The organism is Sphingopyxis sp. YF1, assembly GCF_022701295.1.
Taxonomy (GTDB): Bacteria; Pseudomonadota; Alphaproteobacteria; order Sphingomonadales; family Sphingomonadaceae; genus Sphingopyxis.
The window spans coordinates 639862-656840 of sequence record NZ_CP033204.1 but is presented as its reverse complement, the minus strand read 5'-3'; the positions used below and the strand labels follow the sequence as shown (position 1 = coordinate 656840).

The following is a 16979-nucleotide window of genomic DNA, read 5'->3' as shown; positions in this document are numbered from 1 at the left end:
ATGGCGGTCAGGGTGCCGGCGGCCGCACCCCGCCGATCAGCTCCCCGCCGCGCCGTCGACCATCACGATCGAACCATTGACGTAACTTGCATCGTCGCTCGCCAGATAGGCGACCATCGCCGCGATCTCGCACGGCTCGGCGATGCGTCCCTGCGGGATCATCGCAACGATCTGGCTCAGATGCGCGTCGGGCAGATCGTCGAGGATCGGGGTGCGCGTGACCCCCGGAGCCACCGCGTTGCAGCGGATGCCATCGGCGGCATATTCCTTTGCCGTCTGTTTCGTCAGCATGATCATCGCGGCCTTGGAGATGCTGTAGGCGCCGACGCGCGGGACCGCATGAAAACCCGCGGGCGAGGCAAGATTGACGATCGCCCCGCCGCCCTGCGCGACCATGCGCGACAACGCGGCCTGCGTCATCGCCAGCGGCGCGCGCAGGTTCGCGGCCATCACCCTGTCGAAATCCTCGAGCGCCACCTCGTGCAGCCGCTGCGTGCGGGGTCCGCCGATCCCGGCGTTGTTGACCAATATGTCGATCCGGCCAAAGGCGTCGTCCATCGCCGCGAACAACATCGCCACGCCGTCCGCGTCGGTGATGTCCGCGGCATGGCTTCGCACGCCCAGCACCTCGGCCGCCAGGCGGTCGAGCCCCTCCGCATCGAGATCGGTGGCGACAACCCGCGCGCCCGCGGCGGCGAAGCGCCGCACCACCGCGCTGCCGATGCCGCCGGCGGCGCCGGTCACCAGCACAACCTTGTCCGCCAACCGCTCGCTCACAGCCGCGCGCTCATCGCGTAGCTCGACATGTCGGGCAGCATATGGCCGCCATCGACGATCAGCGCCTGCCCGGTCACGAACTGCGACGTCGGCGAACAGAAGAACAGCACCGCATTGGCGATATCGCTCGGCAGGCCGGCGCGCTGCATCGGAATGTTCGGAACGATCTTGTCGCGCGTGACATCGTCCATGCGCGGACTGCGGTCGTCGATCACCAGCCCCGGCTCGATGATGTTGACCGTCGCGCTATGCTTGGCAAACTCGAGCGCGAGATTGCGCGCAATCCCGTTCATCCCGCCTTTCGAAGCGGCATAGGCGTCGAGCCCGGCGAGCCAGGCATGGTTGCCGATCAGCGACGAGATGCCGACGATCCGCCCGTTGCCACCGGCCTTGATATGGGGGAGCGCCGCGCGGCTGAGCCACATGAAGCTGTAGAGATTGGTCCGCATCACGGCGTCGAACTCGTCATCTTCCAGCTTCTCGAACGGCGTGAACGGAAAGATTCCGCTGTTGTGGACAACGATGTCGAGGCCGCCGAAGGCGTCCGCGGCGGCCTCGACCGCCGCATCGCACGCCGCGCGCGTCGACAGGTCGAGCGCGACCAGTTCGACCTCGCCCCCCATCGCGCGCAATTCGTCACGCACCGCTGCCCCGCTCGCCTCGGTGCGCGTGGCGATCGTGACGCGCGCGCCATTTTGCACCAGCTGCGTCGCGATGACGCGGCCGATGCCGCGCCCGCCGCCGGTGACCAGCGCACTCTTGCCCGTCAGATCAACCTTCATATGCTGTCCTTTCCTTTGGTCGCCGCAATGGCCGCTTCGGTCCACGTCCAGAGTCGCTCGGCCGACGCGGCATCGCGCGCCCACGGCTTGACGCCGACGCGCTTGCCCTCTTCGGCCGGCAGCGCCTCGTTGCAATCCTCCAGATAGAGCCCGCCCGCGCCGTCGAGTTCGCGCCCGAGCGCAGCCCAGATCGTCATCGCGCTGCCCTGTTCGACCGTCTTCCATCGATACTGGCTCGCCTGCGCCGGATCGATGCCGAGCCGCGAGCGGATCTCCTCGGTCATGTGGCGCCCCAGCGCGGTGTGGATACCGCCCGGCATCAGCGAAAAGGAGCGGATGCCGTCGCCCGCGCAACGGCGGTCGAGTTCGAGCGCGAACAGCGCATTGGCGGTCTTGGACCGGCCATAGGCGGCGAGCGGATCATAGGCGGTTTGCTCGAAATTGGGGTCGTCGAAATCGAAATCGCTCCAGTGATGCCCGCTCGAAGCGACCGCGACGACACGGGCGCCCCTCGCCGCCCTGAGCGCGGGCAGGAGCAGTCTGGTCAGGTGGAAATGGCCGATATGATTGACACCCAGCTGCATTTCGAAACCCTGCGCGGTGCGCATCAGCGGGCACGCCATGATTCCGGCATTGTTGATCAGCAGGTGCAGCGGCGCGCCGTCATAGGCTGCGACAAATGCCTCGACCGAACGCAGATCGGCAAGATCGAGCGCCGCCACCCGTACCTTGCCGCCCACCGCCGCAATCTCTTCGGCGAGCGCTCCGGCGGCAGCGGTATCGCGCACCGCAAGGATCAGTTCGGCGCCTCGCGAAGCGAGCACGCGCGCGGTTTCCACGCCCAGCCCGCTCGTCGCGCCGGTGACGATGGCGCGCTTGCCGGTCAGGTCATGACCCGCGGCGACCGCGGCGGCGGTCGAACTCCATCCGAAAGGCGAGGTAATGCGGGTCATGCTTTTGGTCTCCGGTCGAGAAAAAGGGTCTGGTGCGCATGGCCGATCTCGCCGCGTTCGTCGGCGAGCCGCGAGTGGACGACGGCAATGCCGTTGCCCGCGCTGCCCGTTTCAGCGGCGAGACGGACCCATTCGCCTTCGGGCATGCGCGTCAGGTGCAGGCTGATATCGACATTGGCGAAGCTCCATTCGCGCCAGTCGACGAAACTCGACGTTCCGCTGCCGAAATCGGCCGCCATTGCGAGCTGGACGAAGGGCGAGATGGGGGTGCCCGGCACGATCTCTCCGTCGACGCGCGTCCAGACGACCCCGGGGCCGAGCGCCTCCAGCCCGCCCGCTTCGAGCCGCGTCTCGATGATGTCGCGCATCGGCGATCGCGCGCCGTTGAGGCTCGGCAGGCCCGGTGGCGGCAGCGCATGGCACGGCGCGTCGGTCGCGGGCGAGGCTCCCACCCGGACGCGCAAGGCCGACGCGCGCGCGGTAACCGCTCCCTCCTGCTCCAGTTCGACGTCGAGCAGTTGCAGCCGCTTGCCCTCGCGCACCACCGTCACTTGCGCCGTAACCGGCGCCATCAGCGTCGGCTTCATGATGTCGAGCAGCAGGCGGCTCGTCACCATCGGGACGGGGCTCGGCGTGCGTTCGATCTCGTGCGCGATCAGCGCATTGAGCACGACGCCGCTCTGCAGGCGCCGGTCCCACGGCCCGGTCGCGAGCGCGGTCGGGGTGTAGACGGCGCCGTCGCGCTCGAAGAGGTGCCGCAAGACGGGCACGATCGCGGGGGAAGCCATCAGCCCGCCTTCCGCGGCGCATCGGGCCAGGCCAGCGCCGCGACATCGGCCGCCTGCGTCCGGTATCCTCCCATCTCGCCAACCAGCCAGCGCAGGCGAAAGGTCCAGAGGTGCAGGGCATGCTCGAGCGTCATGCCGAGCGCACCGTTGAACTGATGCGTGTCATAATTGACCTGCGCGATCGCGCGCTGCGCGTGCAGCGCCGCGATCGCGGCATCGAGCGGGCTGCCGCTCCACGCCGCCTTCATCGCCAGCCAATAAGTGCCGCGGCATTTTTCGGCATCGGCGGCGAGGCGATGCTGGACCGCCTGGAACGACCCGACGGGGCGCCCGAAGACATGTCGCTGCTTGACATAGCCGGTGGTGAAATCGGTCGCCGCCTGCATCGCCGCGGCAATGTCGAGCGCGAGCGCGATGCGCCACAGGCGGCGCAGTTCATCGGCCTTTTCGGCGCCCAGCCGCTGCGCGCCCGACAGATCGGGCGCCGCGGCGAACTTGCCGAGCGGATAGGCATAGGCGCCGGCCAGCGGCACCACGGCGTGCCCCGCTATATCGACCACCGCGACATCGTCGCCCAGATCGACGAGCAGCGTCCGCGCTTCGCTCAGGAAACGCACGCCGCGCGTCAGGTCGGCGAGCCGCGCGACCGCAACCGGGCGCGGCAGCATCTCGCCGGTCAGCAGCGGTGCGATCAGCGCCGACGCGCCGGTCTCCAGCACCAGTGGCGAAAGCCCCGTCTCATATACGAGGATCGCCGCCTCCAGCGCGCCGCACCCCGGCTCCAGCGCGATATCGAAGAAGCCGGCGCGCGCCAGCGTCATCTCCATTTCTGTCGCGGGGTGAAAGGCGCGCGGCTCGACCACATTGCCGGTCCGCGGCAGGTCGCGGTGATCGGCAACGATGCGGCCGATCGCCTCGGCAAGCGCATGCTGGTCGGCGGAGAAGTCGAAATCCATCGTCAATTCCCCCGCGGCAGGCCGAGGTGGCGGCCCGAGATCATGTTGAGCTGCACCTCCGCCGCGCCGGCCGCGATTCCGGCGGTGATCGCAGAATTGAACTGCGCGCGCAGATGGCCGTCGGCGCCATCGACGAGCCGGTCGGGCAGATAGGTCGAACTCAGGTTGGCGACGGCGTGATCGGCCTGGATCATCGCCCAGCGCGCGAGATAGGTTTCGGCTCCGGGCTCCTTGTCCTTGGCCCGTCCGTCGATGACCAGATAGGTCTGGAGGCGCGCGGCCTCGACCGCCGCGAGCGCGACCGCACAATCGGCGCGCACCACCGGATCGTCGAAATCGCCGCGCGCCTTCAGCACGTCGACGACATGGGCAAGCGCGCGCGCCGCCTTTTCGTACCGCCCCGCGCCGATCCGCTCATAATGGATGATCGTCTGGACGATCTGCCAGCCATTGCCTTCCTCGCCGAGCAGCGCCTCCGCGGGCAGGTGCGCGTCGGTGAAGAAGATTTCGTGGAAATCATGGCTCGAATGCACGCCGGGCACCGGGCGCGCCTCGATGCCCGGCGTGTCCATCGGCACGAGGAAACAGCTGACCCCGCCCTTGCCCCTGCCGCCGACGCGCGCGAGCAGGAACATGACATCGGCGCGCGCAGCATAGCTGGTCCAGATCTTCGACCCGTTGACGACATAGCCGTCGCCATCGGGTTCGGCGCGCGTCTTCATATTGCCAAGGTCGGTGCCTGCCTCGGGTTCCGAAAACCCCTGGCACCACAAAAGCTCGCCGGCAGCGATCGCGCGAAGCCAGCGCTGCTTCTGCGCCTCGGTCCCGAACTTCATGATCGCCGGTCCGGCCCAGTTGGTGCCCAGATAGAGCGACGAGCGCGGTTCGCCGATCGACCACATCTCCTCGCTGATGATGATCTGCTGCCACGCGCTCGCGTCGCAGCCGCCATATTCCTTCGGCCAGTGCCGCACGATCAGGTCGCGTTCGGCCAGCCGCGCGTTGAAGCCGCGGGCATGCTCCATCAGCCGGGGGCTCGATGGTCCATGGGGCGCATATTCGCCCCACCAGTCGGCGGGCAGCGTCGCCAGCACGGCGTGGAGTTCGGCGCGATACGCCTCCTCCGATTCGTTCCACGCGAATTCCACGATTCCTCTCCTCGTTTAATTGGTATACTTATTCAACGGGTCCGCCTTGTCAAACGGGACGAAAGGCACGAAGGATCGGGGAGGCAAATCAGGCCATGAATCGTCCGGGGGGCATTTTGGCGATAACGGGCGCAAACAAGCGCAGGCGAAAACTCGGCGAGGTGGTCGCCGAACGGATCGTCGACGAGATCGTCCAGCGCGGCTGGAACGAGGGCGAGGTGCTGGGCACCGAGGCCGACTTCATGGAGCGCTTCCGCATCTCGCGCGCGACCTTTCGCGAGGCAGTGCGCCAGCTCGAATGGCACGGGGCGGCGGGCATGCGGCGCGGCGTCTATGGCGGGCTGGTGGTCAAGGCGCCGCCGCGGCACGCGATCGTCTATGCGGTCAAAACCTATTTCGAACTGACCAAGATCGACCGGGCGTTGCTCGACCGCACCGCCGCGATCCTGCGCGCCGCGCCGCGGCTTGGCACCGACAGCGACGACAATGAAGCGATCGGACTGTTCCTCGAGGCGCTCGACGACCGGACGATCAGCGACCTCGCCGAGGAACGCATGGTTGCGGGCTCCACCCCGAAGCTCAGCGAGACGATCGCGCTGCGGCTGGTGCAGGATATCGAGAGCGCCGGCGCCGAACCCGGCGCCAATCTGGGCAACGAAGCCGAACTCCAGCAGCGCTATGGCGTCAGTCGCGCGGTGCTCCGCGAAGCGCTGCGACCTCTCGAATTGCACGAGATCGTCCGGGTCAAGACCGGCGCGCGCGGCGGCGTGATCATCCGCCAGTGCGACCCCGCCTATACGGTCGAGCTGACCGCGACCTATCTCGCCTATTCGCGCATTCCGCTGTCGCATCTGTGGGAGGCGCAAAGCTGCCTCGAAATCGTAGCGATCGAGGATTTCACGCGCCGCGCCGATGCCGCATCGCTCGCGGCGCTGCGCAAGGCCTTTGCCCGGCTCGAACAGGCGTCGGCGGGCCACTATCTGGCCGCCGCGTGCGAATTCCACCAGATCATCGCCGATCTCAGCGGCAACCGCGCGCTCGCGCTCTTCGTCGACGTCGCGCTCCGCTACGGGGTGACCGCGCTGCCCCGTCCCGACGAAGCCTTCCTGCCGCAGCTCAAGCAGCTCCATCGCGAGATGATCGACACGGTCGAATCGGGCGACGTTCCGGCTGCGATGGCGCTGATGCGCTCCATGTTCGACCATTCGCGCCGCTGGATCGCGCGCCTCGAACGCGACCGCGCGCGGCGCGCGGCCGAGCGCTCAGGCTGATCGGGCGCAAACGCCGTCGGGAAGATAGGGCGCCGCCGCGATCCCCGACCGGTCGAGCGTCGGCGACAGGACCATGCGCTCGGTTCCCGCACGCGCGCCGAGTTCGGCAAACGCCGCATCGGCTTCGCACGCCAGCACTTCGTAGATCGCGGCATAGCGGAACGGATAGGGCCGCAGCGCGGGGTGATCGATCAGGCGGAACCGCTGCGCCGCAACAAAACCCGGAACCGCGAGCACGTCGGGAATATGGGTATTGCTGTACCAGTCGTTGAACGCATCATCGTCGCCCGGCGTCGCATTGGTCAGCACGACGTAGAGCAGCCGGTCCTTGCCCGCCGCATCGGGGGTAACCGCCGAACGGATGCGGCCGGTCAGCGCTTCGCCGATCGCCATCATCATCGATTCGCCGTCGAGCGTATCGCTCATCGTCCAGTCGCCGCTGCCGGCCCGGCGAAAGATTTCGCCGAGGATCGCGGCCGGATCGCCGTCCAGCCAATAGGACGCCGCATTCGCCCAGCGCAACCCTTCGGGCGCGTTCACCACCGAGGCAAATTCGCCGCGCAACACGCCGGGAACCCCGCACACGTCGGGCAGGTGATGCTCCAGATACCAGTCGCGATGCGCCGCCGCGCGCCCCGCCCTGGCATTCTGCATCACCAGCAGGATTGCGTTCGCGTCGGCCATCTTTCTCTCCACCTTTTCGTTCGTTGAATTGGGGCTTGCCGCGAAGCGCGGTTCGATGCAAGTAATAGTATACCAGTTAGGAGGATTAGGTGTCGAACCGTTACGCCAGCTACAGCGCCTTGTCGGTCCGACAGGACGGCCACGTCCTGACGATCACGCTCGATAACCCGCCGCTCAACGGCATGACGCCCGCGGCGCACGAGGAGTTGACGCGCATCTGGGCCGATGCCGGCGGCGACAGCAGCGTCCGCGTCATCGTCTTCACCGGCGCCGGCGAGCGCGGCTTCTGCGCGGGCGGCGACCCCAGGAAAATGATCGACAATTGGGGCAACCGCGAACGCTGGCACGTCGGGATCTTCGAGGCGCGCGCGATCATCGTCGCGATGCTCGAATGCCCCAAACCCGTCATCGCACGAATCAACGGCCATGCGATGGGCATGGGCGCCAGCCTCGCACTGGCGGCCGACATCACCATTGCGGTCGAGGATGCGCTGATCGGCGACCCGCACGTCAGCGTCGGGCTCGCGGCAGGCGACGGCGGCTCGCTGCTCTGGCCCAACCTCGTCGGCCTCGTCGAGGCACGGCGCCACCTGCTGTCGGGCGAACCGCTGCGCGGCAAGGAGGCCGCCGCCAAGGGGCTGATCACCGAATCGGTCGCGCGCGAAGACCTCGACGCGATGGTCGCCAAATGGGTCGATCTCTTTCTTTCGAAATCGCCGAGCGCGCTGCAAACGACGAAGCAGGCACTCAACCTCGACATCCTCGACAAGGCGCGCCGCCACATGGGCGAGATGCTGCGGCTCGAAACGAAGAGCTGGGAATCACCCAACCACCGCGAGGCGGTGCAGGCGATGGTCGACAAGCGCCCCCCCGATTTCATCGACGAATGATCACGGAACAAGCATATCATGTCTGACGATATCGATCTCGGCGTCCTGGCCGAAAGCTTCGCCGAAATGCTCGGCGCCGAATGGCCGCGCGAAAAGGCCGTTGCCTATGCCCGCGCCCCCGGTCCGGCGGCGCAAACCCTGTGGGGCGAAATGGCCGCGCTCGGCTGGACGGCGCTCACCGTGCCCGCCGAACATGGCGGGCTGGGTCTCGGCACCGCGGCGGCGGCGCATCTCCATTCGGCGCTCGGCACCGCGGCCGCCCCCGTGCCGATGCTCGGGACGACGCTCGCCGCCGAACTGCTCGTCGCGGCAGGAAGCCCCGCGCAACAAGCGGAATGGCTGCCGCGCCTCGCCGACGGATCGGTCCGCGCCGCGGTCGCCCAGCCCACCGATGCCGTGATCGCCGCAGAAAATGCTGTCGTCAGCGCGACGATCCCCGACATGGTCGATGCTCCGTCCGCCGATCTTCTGTGCCTGCGCGGCACCCGCGGGGGCTGCGCCTGCTGGCTGATCCTGCCGCGCGAGGCCGCGGGCGTGTCGGTCGAGGCCACCGCGCTCACCGACACCACGCGCACGCTCGGTACCGTCACCCTCGACGGGGTCGCGATCACCGACGCTGCGATCCTCCTTCCCGATAACGCCGCCGGACTCGCCGACCGGCTGCTCCGTGCCGCCGCGATCGCGATCGCTGCCGACGCGATCGGTGGCGGCGAGGCTGCGCTGGCCGGAACGATCGACTATATGAAGACGCGCGAACAATTCGGTCGCGTCATTGGGTCCTTCCAGGCGCTCAAGCATCGCGTCGCCGATCATCAGGCGGCGCTGGTCGCCGCGCGCGGGCTGGTCGAACATGCGGCGGGCCTTGCCCCCGACGATCCGCGCGCGCTGCTCGATGCGCTGTCGGCGAAACAGCATGTGACGCGCACCGTTGCCGAGATCGCGCGCGACTGCATCCAGCTCCACGGCGGCGTCGGCTTCACCGCCGAATTTTTCCCGCACATCTATCTGAAACGCGGCAAGCTCAACGAGGCATTGTGGGGGACGCGCACGCTGCTGCTCGACCGCATCGCCGACATGCTGGAGGCCGCGTGATGGGCCGGACGTTCGACATTCTCTCCCGCGTTGGCGACGAGCCCGCCTTCCGTCAGGAGATTCGCGACTGGCTTGCCGCGACCGTGCCCGCCGACTGGCGCCAGCGCTGGCAGGCGGTACGCGAATCCGAACTCAAGGCGATCGTCGTCGACTGGCTGGAGGAGCGCCGCAAGGTCGGCCTCGCGACACCGCACTGGCCGCGCGAATGGGGCGGCCCCGGCATCCCCTTCGCCTATCAGATCATCGTCTATGAAGAATTCGCGCGCGCCGACGCACCCGAACTCGACATGTACACCATCTCGCTGTTCCACACCCCCGCGACCTTGTTCGAACATGGCACAGAGGAACAGAAGGACCGCTATCTCGGCGGCATCACCCATGGCACCGACATCTGGTGCCAGGGCTTTTCGGAGCCCGGCGCCGGCTCCGACCTTGCCGCGCTGCGCACCGCCGCGCGGCGCGAGGACGATCATTATGTGATCAACGGCCAGAAGATCTGGTCCTCGGCGGCGATGCACGCCGACTATTGCCTGCTGCTCGCGCGCACCGACCCCAACGGCAAGCGCAAGCACGACGGTATCTCCTATTTCATCATGGACATGAAGACGCCGGGTATCGATGTCCGCCCGATCCCGCAGATCACGGGCGAATCCGAATTCGCCGAGATATTTCTCGACGACGTCAAGATTCCCGTCGGCAACCTGATCGGCGCCGAAGGCAATGGCTGGCAGATCGCCCAGTCGACGCTGTCGACCGAACGCGGCCTGCTGATCTTCGGCGCGGTCGAGCGGCTGGCGCATTCGTTCGAACTCGATGCGCGCGATGCGCGCGACGGCTGGATGCGCGACGTTCAGTTCCGCCGCGAATATGCCGCCTTCCACGCCGAGCTTCAGTCGCTGCGGTTGATGATCCGCAAGCTGTTGATCGAGCTCGAAGCCAATCCCGACAAGGCGTCGCCGACGCTGCCGACCTATATCAAGCTGATCTGGGGCCCCTTTCTTCAACGCTATACCGAATTTCTGCTGCGCGCCGAAGGCATCGACGCGCTCAAGTGGCAACCATCGATCCCCGGCACCGGGCACAGCAGTCGCCTGCGCATGAACGACTTTCTGAAAAGCTATGGCTGGACGATCGCCGGCGGATCGAACGAGATCATGCGCAACATCATCTCGGAACGCATCCTCGGCCTGCCGCGCGGCTGACATGAGCGGAGGAGGCGACGCCGTGACCGACACCTTGGCAACCGGCGCCACGCCAGCGGACAGGCCGGCACCGTCGATCTGGCGCCTGGTCCTGCCGCTGATGGTGGCGGAGGTCGTCGGCTCGCTCGAACTGACGATGATCTATGCCGCGATGCGCAGCCTGATCGCCGATTTCGGCAGCGCATCGGCGGCGGGGTGGCTGATCACCTCGTTCATGCTGTCATCGGCGGCGGGCGCGGCGCTGTTCGGGCGGCTCGGCGACCTGCTCGGCCGGCGCCGCATCCTGATCGCCGTGCTGGTCATCTCGACGATCGGGTCGCTCCTCAGTGCGTTGACGCGCGACCTCGGCTGGCTGATCGTCGGGCGTGCTATGCAGGGCGCGGCAGGATCGATCGTGCCGCTCTGCTTCGGGATCGTCCGCGAACACGCGGCGCCGCGGCAGGTGCCCTTCGGCATCAGCCTGCTCGCGGTGGCCGCGAGCCTTGCCTCGGCGACCGGGCTGGTCATCGGCGGCGCGATCATCGACCTTGCCGACTGGTCGATGATCTTCAAGGTGACTGCGGTGATGGGCGCACTGGCGACCGTCTGCGTCGCGGCCTTTGTCCAGCGCGACCGCGCCTGGAACCCCGGCGCGGTACGCGACGATCTGCTCGGCGGGCTGCTGTTCATCCCCGCCGCCGTCGGCCTGCTGCTCGCGATCGACAATGTCGGGCACGCCGGCTGGTCGGACAGGATGACATTGGCCTATCTCGCGATCGCGGTGCTGTCGCTCGCGGCATGGATCTGGCGCGAACTGAGCGTGCCGAACCCGCTGCTCCAGGTCCGGCTGCTCGCCCGCCCCGAAATCGGCTGGGCGAACGCCTGCTATGTCGCGCTCGCGCTCGGGGCGTTCCAAGGTGGACAGATCATGGCCCTGTTCGGCCAGCAGGCGCCCGAAACCGGCGCGGGACTCGGGCTGTCGGCGACGGCGGCCGGCTTCCTGCTGCTCCCGGCCAACATCATTACCGCGATGAGTTATCCGTTCGTCGCACGCCTCGTCGAGCGGCACGGCCCCCGCCTCATTGGATCGACCGGGTTCCTCCTGATCATCATCGGTTTCGGGTCGCTGGTCCTGTGGAACGACGCGGTCGCGCTGGTCATGGCACTCCTCGTCATCCAGTCGATCGGACTCGGCATCGTCTATGTCACGCTGCAGATCGTGATCGTCAGCGCGGCGCCCGCCGACCGCGTCAGCGAGGCAACGGGCATGATGACGGTGATCCGCGCGACCGCGATGGCGATCGGCGCCCAGACCGTGGCGACACTGCTGTCGGCGGGCGGCCATCACGGCGGCGCGGTGGCGCGTTTCCCGGCCGAGGCCGACTATGTCACCGTATTCCTTTTCGTCTGCGGCACCGGGCTGGCCGGCGCGCTGCTCGCGCGCATGCTGCCGCGTCGGCTCGCCGCCATCCCTCCCACGCATTGAAAGACCCGACGATGGACGACCGCATCGCTCCCCTCTTCACACCCTTCGCCCTGCGCTCGCTGCGCCTCGCGAACCGGATCGTGATGGCGCCGATGACGCGCGGCTTTTCGCCTGCCGGGATCCCCGGAACCGACGTCGCTGCCTATTATGTCCGCCGTGCCGACACCGGGCTGATCCTGACCGAAGGCGTCGGGGTCGATCATCCCGCGGCGCTCGGCGGCAGCGGCGTCGACGGCGACAACGCCCCGCACATGTATGGCAAGGCCGCGCTCGAGGGCTGGCGCGCGCTGGTCGACGCGGTGCACGCCGCGGGGGGCGTCATCATGCCGCAGCTCTGGCACCAGGGCGTGATGCGCGAAATGGGGACCGGCCCCCATCCCGACGTCGAATCGGTACGCCCCTCGGGACTCTGGGGGCCGCTCGACCGCACGGCGATGGTCTCGCCCGCCTATATGGAAACCGTGGCGGCCCGGCCCGGCCGGCCGATGTCCGACACCGAGATCGGCGACGTGATCGCCGGTTTCGCGCGCAGCGCGCGCTGGGCGATGGAGGTCGGTTTCGACGGCATCGCGATCCACGGCGCCCATGGTTACATGATCGACAATTTCCTGTGGGAAGGAACCAACCGGCGCGCCGACCGCTGGGGCGGCGACCACAGGGAGCGCGCCGCCTTCGCCGCGGAACTCGTCCGCGCGGTACGCCGTGAGATCGGCCCCGATCCCGCGATCAATTTCCGCTTCTCGCAATGGAAGCAACAGGACGTACGCGCGCGCCTCGCCGAAACCCCGCAGCAGCTCGAAGAGATACTCGGCCCCATCGCCGGCGCGGGAGTCGATATCTTCGACGGCAGCCAGCGCTATTTCGACAAGGCCGAATTCGACGGATCGCCGCTGAACCTCGCCGGCTGGGCAAAGAAACTGACCGGCAAGGCGTCGCAGACCGTCGGCGGCGTGGGTCTCAATTCGGGGGTCTATGATTCGAAGAAGACCGGTGGCTCGGGCGCGGCGGTCGAGAATGTCCACAAGGTCGCCGAACGCCTCGCACGCGGGGAATTCGACCTCGTCGGCGTCGGCCGCGCGATCATGCACGACCCGCACTGGACGCGCCGCATCCGCGAAGGCGAGGAACTGCTGCCCTTCGACGAAGGATCGCGGCTGGTCCTGACATAACGCAAGCGGCATCGCCGCCGCCGCACAGTTCAGGGCAGGCTCGTCACCCTGCTCCGTTCATCCGCATGGTGCGCCCAATAATCGCCCCAGCTTTCGTCCGACTGCGGCAGTTCGCAGGCGAAGCGATCCTCGCGGCCCGGCCATTTGTTGAAGTCGAGCGATCGCGGCGCCTCGCGCGGATCGCCGACGAACAGGAAGCGCGGGCGACGGCCGAGGAAATGCCACTGCCCGTCGACGCGGGCATAACGGTCGAAATAGACCATCAGGTTGACGATCCAGTGGTCGCCATCCTCATGCTCGGCGCGGCAATAGACCGTGCCGCGCGCGCTGTCGGCGGCGATATCGGTGATGATGTGGCCGGCGATCTGGTGAAAGCTGCGATAGAAGCCCGCGAGCACCGGTGCGTAGAAGGCGCGCGCGCCCTCCGGCCCGCTCCCATGATCGCCAAAACGCGTTTGCGGCGCGAACAATTCGCCGAGGTCCGCGAGGTTGCGGCTGTCGACCGCGCGGGCATAGCGCGCCGCAAGCTGCTGGATCGCGAGTTGGGCCTCCACGCGCTCGAGCCGTTCGATCCGGTTCGCATCGTCGCTGCTCATCGCTGTCTCCTATTCTGTGCTGACCGGCGGCGCGAAGGGCGCCGCGACCGGCGCGAAGCGCGGCGCCCGCCCCTCACGCTTCGCCGCCAGCGCTTCCCTGAAATCGGATGCATCGAGCGTCGCGCGTGTCAGCGCCGCGGCGCTCGTGCGCGCGGTCTCGAAATCCTCGCCCGCCGCCTCGCGCAACTGCGCTTTCATCATCGCAAAGCTCGTCGGCGCATTCCCCGCAAGCTCGATCGCACAGGCCAGCGCCGCCGCCGCGAACCCCTCGCGCGGCAATATCCGCGACACCAGCCCCTTGGCATAGGCCTCCTCCGCACCGACGCGCCGCGCGCTCATCAGCATTTCGGCGGCATTCCCCGGTCCGATCAGTCGCGACAGCGACCAGGCGAGCCCGCCCTCGGCGCACAGCCCGAGCTTCGCGAAAGGCGCGACGAACACCGCATCTGCGGCGGCGATCCGGATATCGGCGGCACAGGCGAGCGCGAGGCCGATCCCCGCGCACGGTCCGTGGATCGCCGCGATCACCGGTTTGGGGAGCAGCATCAGCCCGTCGTAGCGCAGCCCGCCCGATCCCGAATTGGGCGCCGAAGCGTCGTCGGACAATTCGCCCAGCACCTGCAAATCCGCCCCGGCGCAAAAGGCGCGTCCCGCCCCCGCCAGCAGGATGACGCGCACCTCGGGATCGGCCGCCGCGCGCGTGAACGCCGCGGTCAGCCCGCGCGACAGCTCGCCGTTCGACGCATTCAGCCGGTCGGGACGATTGAGCGTGATCCGCGCGACCCCGCGCCTGGCCGCGTAAAGGACGACGTCGTGCCCCTGATCCATCTACCAGCCCGCAAAATCGGCCGCGCGCAGCCGGTGCCGGCCCGGCGACCCCATCCACGCCCAGTCGAGCATCGCCCGCTTCATATAGATATGCGTATCATGCTCCCAGGTGAAGCCGATGCCGCCATGCGCCTCGACCGTGTCGCGCGTGATCTGGAGATAGGTGTCGGTCAGGTGCGCCTTGGCCTGCGCGGCGGCATGCGCCGCCTTGTCGGGCAATTTATCCCACGCGTGCGCGGCGTACCAGTAAAGCCCGCGCGCCGGTTCGGTCGCCAGCGCCATCGCGACGAGCTGGTAGCGCAGCCCCTGAAACGCCGCGACCGGCTGGCCGTACTGCTCGCGCACCTTGGCATAGTCGGTCGACATCTTCACGCAATGCTCGGCCCCGCCGAAGGCATCGGCCGCCACCAGCACCGCCGCGGCATCGGCGAGCCGGTCGCGGGTCTCCGGCCCGTCCGCCAGCAATTCGGCCTTCGCGCCGTCGAACAGGACGGTATCGACCGGCCGCGTGCGGTCGCCGCTGTCGATCCGGTCCGTACGCCAGGCGGCCCCCTTCTCGACCAGCGCCAGCCCTTCGACGACGCCGACGACGATCAGATCGGCCTCCGCGGCGTTGGGCACCAGCACCTTGCTGCCGGTCAGGCTGCCGCCCGCCGCGCTGGTTTGCCATTCGCCCGGGAACCAGACGCCCTTCCCCTCGCCGAACGCCACGGTGGCGAGGATTTCGCCCGACGCGATGCGGGGGAGCCACGCCGCCTTCTGCGCCTCGCTGCCCGCCAGCGCGATCGCGACGCTCGCCAGCGCATGGCCGAGCCAGGGTACCGGCGCGGCATAGGCGCCGAGCAGTTCGGTCACGATCGCCAGATCGACCATCTCCAGCCCCAGCCCGCCATAGGCCTCGGGCACGAACATCGCGGGCACGCCCATTTCGACGAGCGCCGCCCAAAGATCGGCGTCGACCTGCGCGTCGCCCTCGACGTCGAAGATCCTGTGGACGCGGAGCGGATCGCAGCGGTCGCGCAGCAGATCCTCGATCGCCGACAGGAAGGCGATCTGGTCGTCGGACAGAAGGAAGTTCATGCGCCCGCTCCCTGCACCTTGTCGCGCGGCAGGCCCAGGCTGCGCTCCGCGATGATGTTGCGCTGGATGTTCGAGGTGCCGCCCGCGATCGACATCGACAGCGAGATCATGAAGCGCTCGATCCATTTGAGCCGCGCACCGCCCATGTCGGTGAAATCATCCTCGACGATATCGCGCGCCAGTTTCGCGATGCGCCCCGCGAGTTCGGTCATGTAAAGCTTGGGCATCGTCTGGAACCAGCCGATGTCGCGGCCGTGGATATCGTGCGACGTCGCGCGGTAGGTCGAGTAGGTGAGCGACATCAGTTCGCCTTCGATCGCCGCCAGTTCCTCGCGGATGCGCGGGTCCCTGATCGCCGGCGCGCCGTTCCGTTCGACCTCCTTCGCCAGCTTCACCAGGTCGCGGAACATCGACAGGCTCCAGGTCATCGTCGCGATGCCCGAGCGTTCGTGCTTGAGCGTCGACCGCGTGACGTTCCATCCCTTGCCGCGCTCACCGACCAGCATGTCGGCCGGGGTTTCGGCATTGTCGAAAAAGACCTCGTTGAATTCCTTCTGCCGCGTCATCTGGACCAGCGGACGCACGGTGACGCCGGGCTGACGGATATCGACGAGCAGATAGGAAATGCCGCCGTGCTTCGACGCGTCGGGCTCGGTGCGCACGAGGCAGAACATGTGCGTCGCCTTGTGCGCATGCGTGGTCCAGATCTTCTGGCCGTTGATAATCCATATGTCGCCGACCAGTTCGGCGCGGGTGCGCAGTGCCGCGAGGTCGGATCCGGCGTTCGGCTCCGAAAAGCCCTGCGCCCAGACGATATCGCCGCGCAGCGTCGGGGCGATGAAGCGCGCTTTCTGCTCCTCGGTTCCCCATTCGAGCAGGGTGGGCACGACCAGCCCGTTGCCCGGGATGCGCCCCGCCGGCGCGCGCGCGCGGGTCAGTTCCTCGCGGATGATCTCCGCCTTGGCGATATCGGGCTCCTGCTCGCTGCCGCCGAAGCGCTTGGGGATCGCGCGATGCATGTAGCCGCGCTCGATCGCCGCGATCACGAACGCGCGTTCATTCTCGCGCGACTTCAGCTCGCCGTCGGCGGGGGGCCAGTGCGCCGCGATGAAATCGCGCACCTCCTGCCGGAACGAATCATATTCGGCGCCGAACCCCAGTTCCATCCTCAATCCTCTATATGATTTATCTTTTATCTCTCAAATGCCCCCGGCCGGAAGAGTCAACAGAAATCGCGCTAATCAGATAACTAAGTAATTTGATTTTGCGCGGCGCGTGGCACACCCTCCAGCTCGCAG

Annotated in this window: 17 protein-coding genes; 6 read left to right on the top strand and 11 right to left on the bottom strand. The window is 67.8% G+C overall.

Annotation, left to right across the window (positions count from 1 at the left end):
- Positions 1 to 36: 36 nt before the first annotated feature.
- Genes EAO27_RS03290 through EAO27_RS03265 form a run of 6 tightly spaced genes read right to left on the bottom strand, consistent with a single transcriptional unit; the run spans position 37 to position 5404 of the window.
- A complete protein-coding gene (locus EAO27_RS03290) occupies positions 37 to 777 on the bottom strand; it encodes an SDR family oxidoreductase (protein WP_242777071.1) in 741 nt (246 codons plus the stop codon).
- Positions 774 to 1559 carry an SDR family NAD(P)-dependent oxidoreductase gene (locus tag EAO27_RS03285; protein ID WP_242777069.1) on the bottom strand — a complete coding sequence of 262 codons (786 nt, stop codon included), beginning with the start codon at positions 1557 to 1559 and terminating at the stop codon, positions 774 to 776. The genes EAO27_RS03290 and EAO27_RS03285 overlap by 4 nt, the downstream gene beginning before the upstream one ends.
- Positions 1556 to 2512, bottom strand: coding sequence for an SDR family NAD(P)-dependent oxidoreductase (locus tag EAO27_RS03280; RefSeq protein ID WP_242777067.1), 957 nt, complete (start codon positions 2510 to 2512; stop codon positions 1556 to 1558). The genes EAO27_RS03285 and EAO27_RS03280 overlap by 4 nt, the downstream gene beginning before the upstream one ends.
- The gene (locus EAO27_RS03275; protein WP_242777065.1) at positions 2509 to 3300 is read right to left on the bottom strand and encodes a thioesterase family protein; all 792 of its coding nucleotides are present in this window, start codon (positions 3298 to 3300) and stop codon (positions 2509 to 2511) included. The genes EAO27_RS03280 and EAO27_RS03275 overlap by 4 nt, the downstream gene beginning before the upstream one ends.
- Positions 3300 to 4256, bottom strand: coding sequence for an acyl-CoA dehydrogenase family protein (locus EAO27_RS03270; protein WP_242777063.1), 957 nt, complete (start codon positions 4254 to 4256; stop codon positions 3300 to 3302). The genes EAO27_RS03275 and EAO27_RS03270 overlap by 1 nt, the downstream gene beginning before the upstream one ends.
- A gap of 2 nt (positions 4257 to 4258) precedes the next feature.
- Positions 4259 to 5404: an acyl-CoA dehydrogenase family protein gene (locus EAO27_RS03265; RefSeq protein ID WP_242777061.1), complete on the bottom strand. Its 1146-nt coding sequence runs from the start codon at positions 5402 to 5404 to the stop codon at positions 4259 to 4261.
- Positions 5405 to 5499: 95 nt separating this feature from the next.
- Between EAO27_RS03265 and EAO27_RS03260 the strand changes: the two genes are divergently transcribed.
- Entirely contained in the window at positions 5500 to 6675 is a 1176-nt protein-coding gene (locus EAO27_RS03260) for a GntR family transcriptional regulator (protein WP_242777059.1), read from the top strand.
- Here the strand turns inward: EAO27_RS03260 and EAO27_RS03255 are convergent.
- A complete protein-coding gene (locus tag EAO27_RS03255; protein WP_242777057.1) occupies positions 6667 to 7359 on the bottom strand; it encodes a DUF4286 family protein in 693 nt (230 codons plus the stop codon). The genes EAO27_RS03260 and EAO27_RS03255 overlap by 9 nt on opposite strands.
- Positions 7360 to 7448: 89 nt before the next feature.
- Between EAO27_RS03255 and EAO27_RS03250 the strand changes: the two genes are divergently transcribed.
- Genes EAO27_RS03250 through EAO27_RS03230 form a run of 5 tightly spaced genes read left to right on the top strand, consistent with a single transcriptional unit; the run spans position 7449 to position 13177 of the window.
- Entirely contained in the window at positions 7449 to 8249 is an 801-nt protein-coding gene (locus tag EAO27_RS03250; RefSeq protein WP_242777055.1) for an enoyl-CoA hydratase/isomerase family protein, read from the top strand.
- Positions 8250 to 8267: 18 nt separating this feature from the next.
- Positions 8268 to 9341 carry an acyl-CoA dehydrogenase family protein gene (locus EAO27_RS03245; RefSeq protein WP_242777053.1) on the top strand — a complete coding sequence of 358 codons (1074 nt, stop codon included), beginning with the start codon at positions 8268 to 8270 and terminating at the stop codon, positions 9339 to 9341.
- Positions 9341 to 10543 carry an acyl-CoA dehydrogenase family protein gene (locus EAO27_RS03240; RefSeq protein ID WP_242777050.1) on the top strand — a complete coding sequence of 401 codons (1203 nt, stop codon included), beginning with the start codon at positions 9341 to 9343 and terminating at the stop codon, positions 10541 to 10543. The genes EAO27_RS03245 and EAO27_RS03240 overlap by 1 nt, the downstream gene beginning before the upstream one ends.
- A gap of 22 nt (positions 10544 to 10565) precedes the next feature.
- Positions 10566 to 12008: an MFS transporter gene (locus tag EAO27_RS03235; RefSeq protein WP_242777048.1), complete on the top strand. Its 1443-nt coding sequence runs from the start codon at positions 10566 to 10568 to the stop codon at positions 12006 to 12008.
- 11 nt (positions 12009 to 12019) lie between these two features.
- Positions 12020 to 13177, top strand: coding sequence for an NADH:flavin oxidoreductase (locus EAO27_RS03230; protein WP_242777046.1), 1158 nt, complete (start codon positions 12020 to 12022; stop codon positions 13175 to 13177).
- A gap of 29 nt (positions 13178 to 13206) precedes the next feature.
- Here EAO27_RS03230 and EAO27_RS03225 read toward each other — a convergent pair whose 3' ends face one another.
- The 4 genes from EAO27_RS03225 to EAO27_RS03210 are packed head-to-tail and all read right to left on the bottom strand — an operon-like array spanning position 13207 to position 16847.
- Positions 13207 to 13773, bottom strand: a complete 567-nt coding sequence (locus EAO27_RS03225) for a nuclear transport factor 2 family protein (protein WP_242777044.1) — start codon at positions 13771 to 13773, stop codon at positions 13207 to 13209.
- A 9-nt stretch (positions 13774 to 13782) separates the two neighbouring features.
- The gene (locus tag EAO27_RS03220; protein ID WP_242777042.1) at positions 13783 to 14601 is read right to left on the bottom strand and encodes an enoyl-CoA hydratase-related protein; all 819 of its coding nucleotides are present in this window, start codon (positions 14599 to 14601) and stop codon (positions 13783 to 13785) included.
- Positions 14602 to 15681: an acyl-CoA dehydrogenase family protein gene (locus tag EAO27_RS03215; protein WP_242777040.1), complete on the bottom strand. Its 1080-nt coding sequence runs from the start codon at positions 15679 to 15681 to the stop codon at positions 14602 to 14604.
- Positions 15678 to 16847: an acyl-CoA dehydrogenase family protein gene (locus tag EAO27_RS03210; RefSeq protein WP_242777038.1), complete on the bottom strand. Its 1170-nt coding sequence runs from the start codon at positions 16845 to 16847 to the stop codon at positions 15678 to 15680. Before EAO27_RS03210 ends, EAO27_RS03215 begins: the two co-directional genes overlap by 4 nt.
- Positions 16848 to 16979 lie beyond the last annotated feature (132 nt).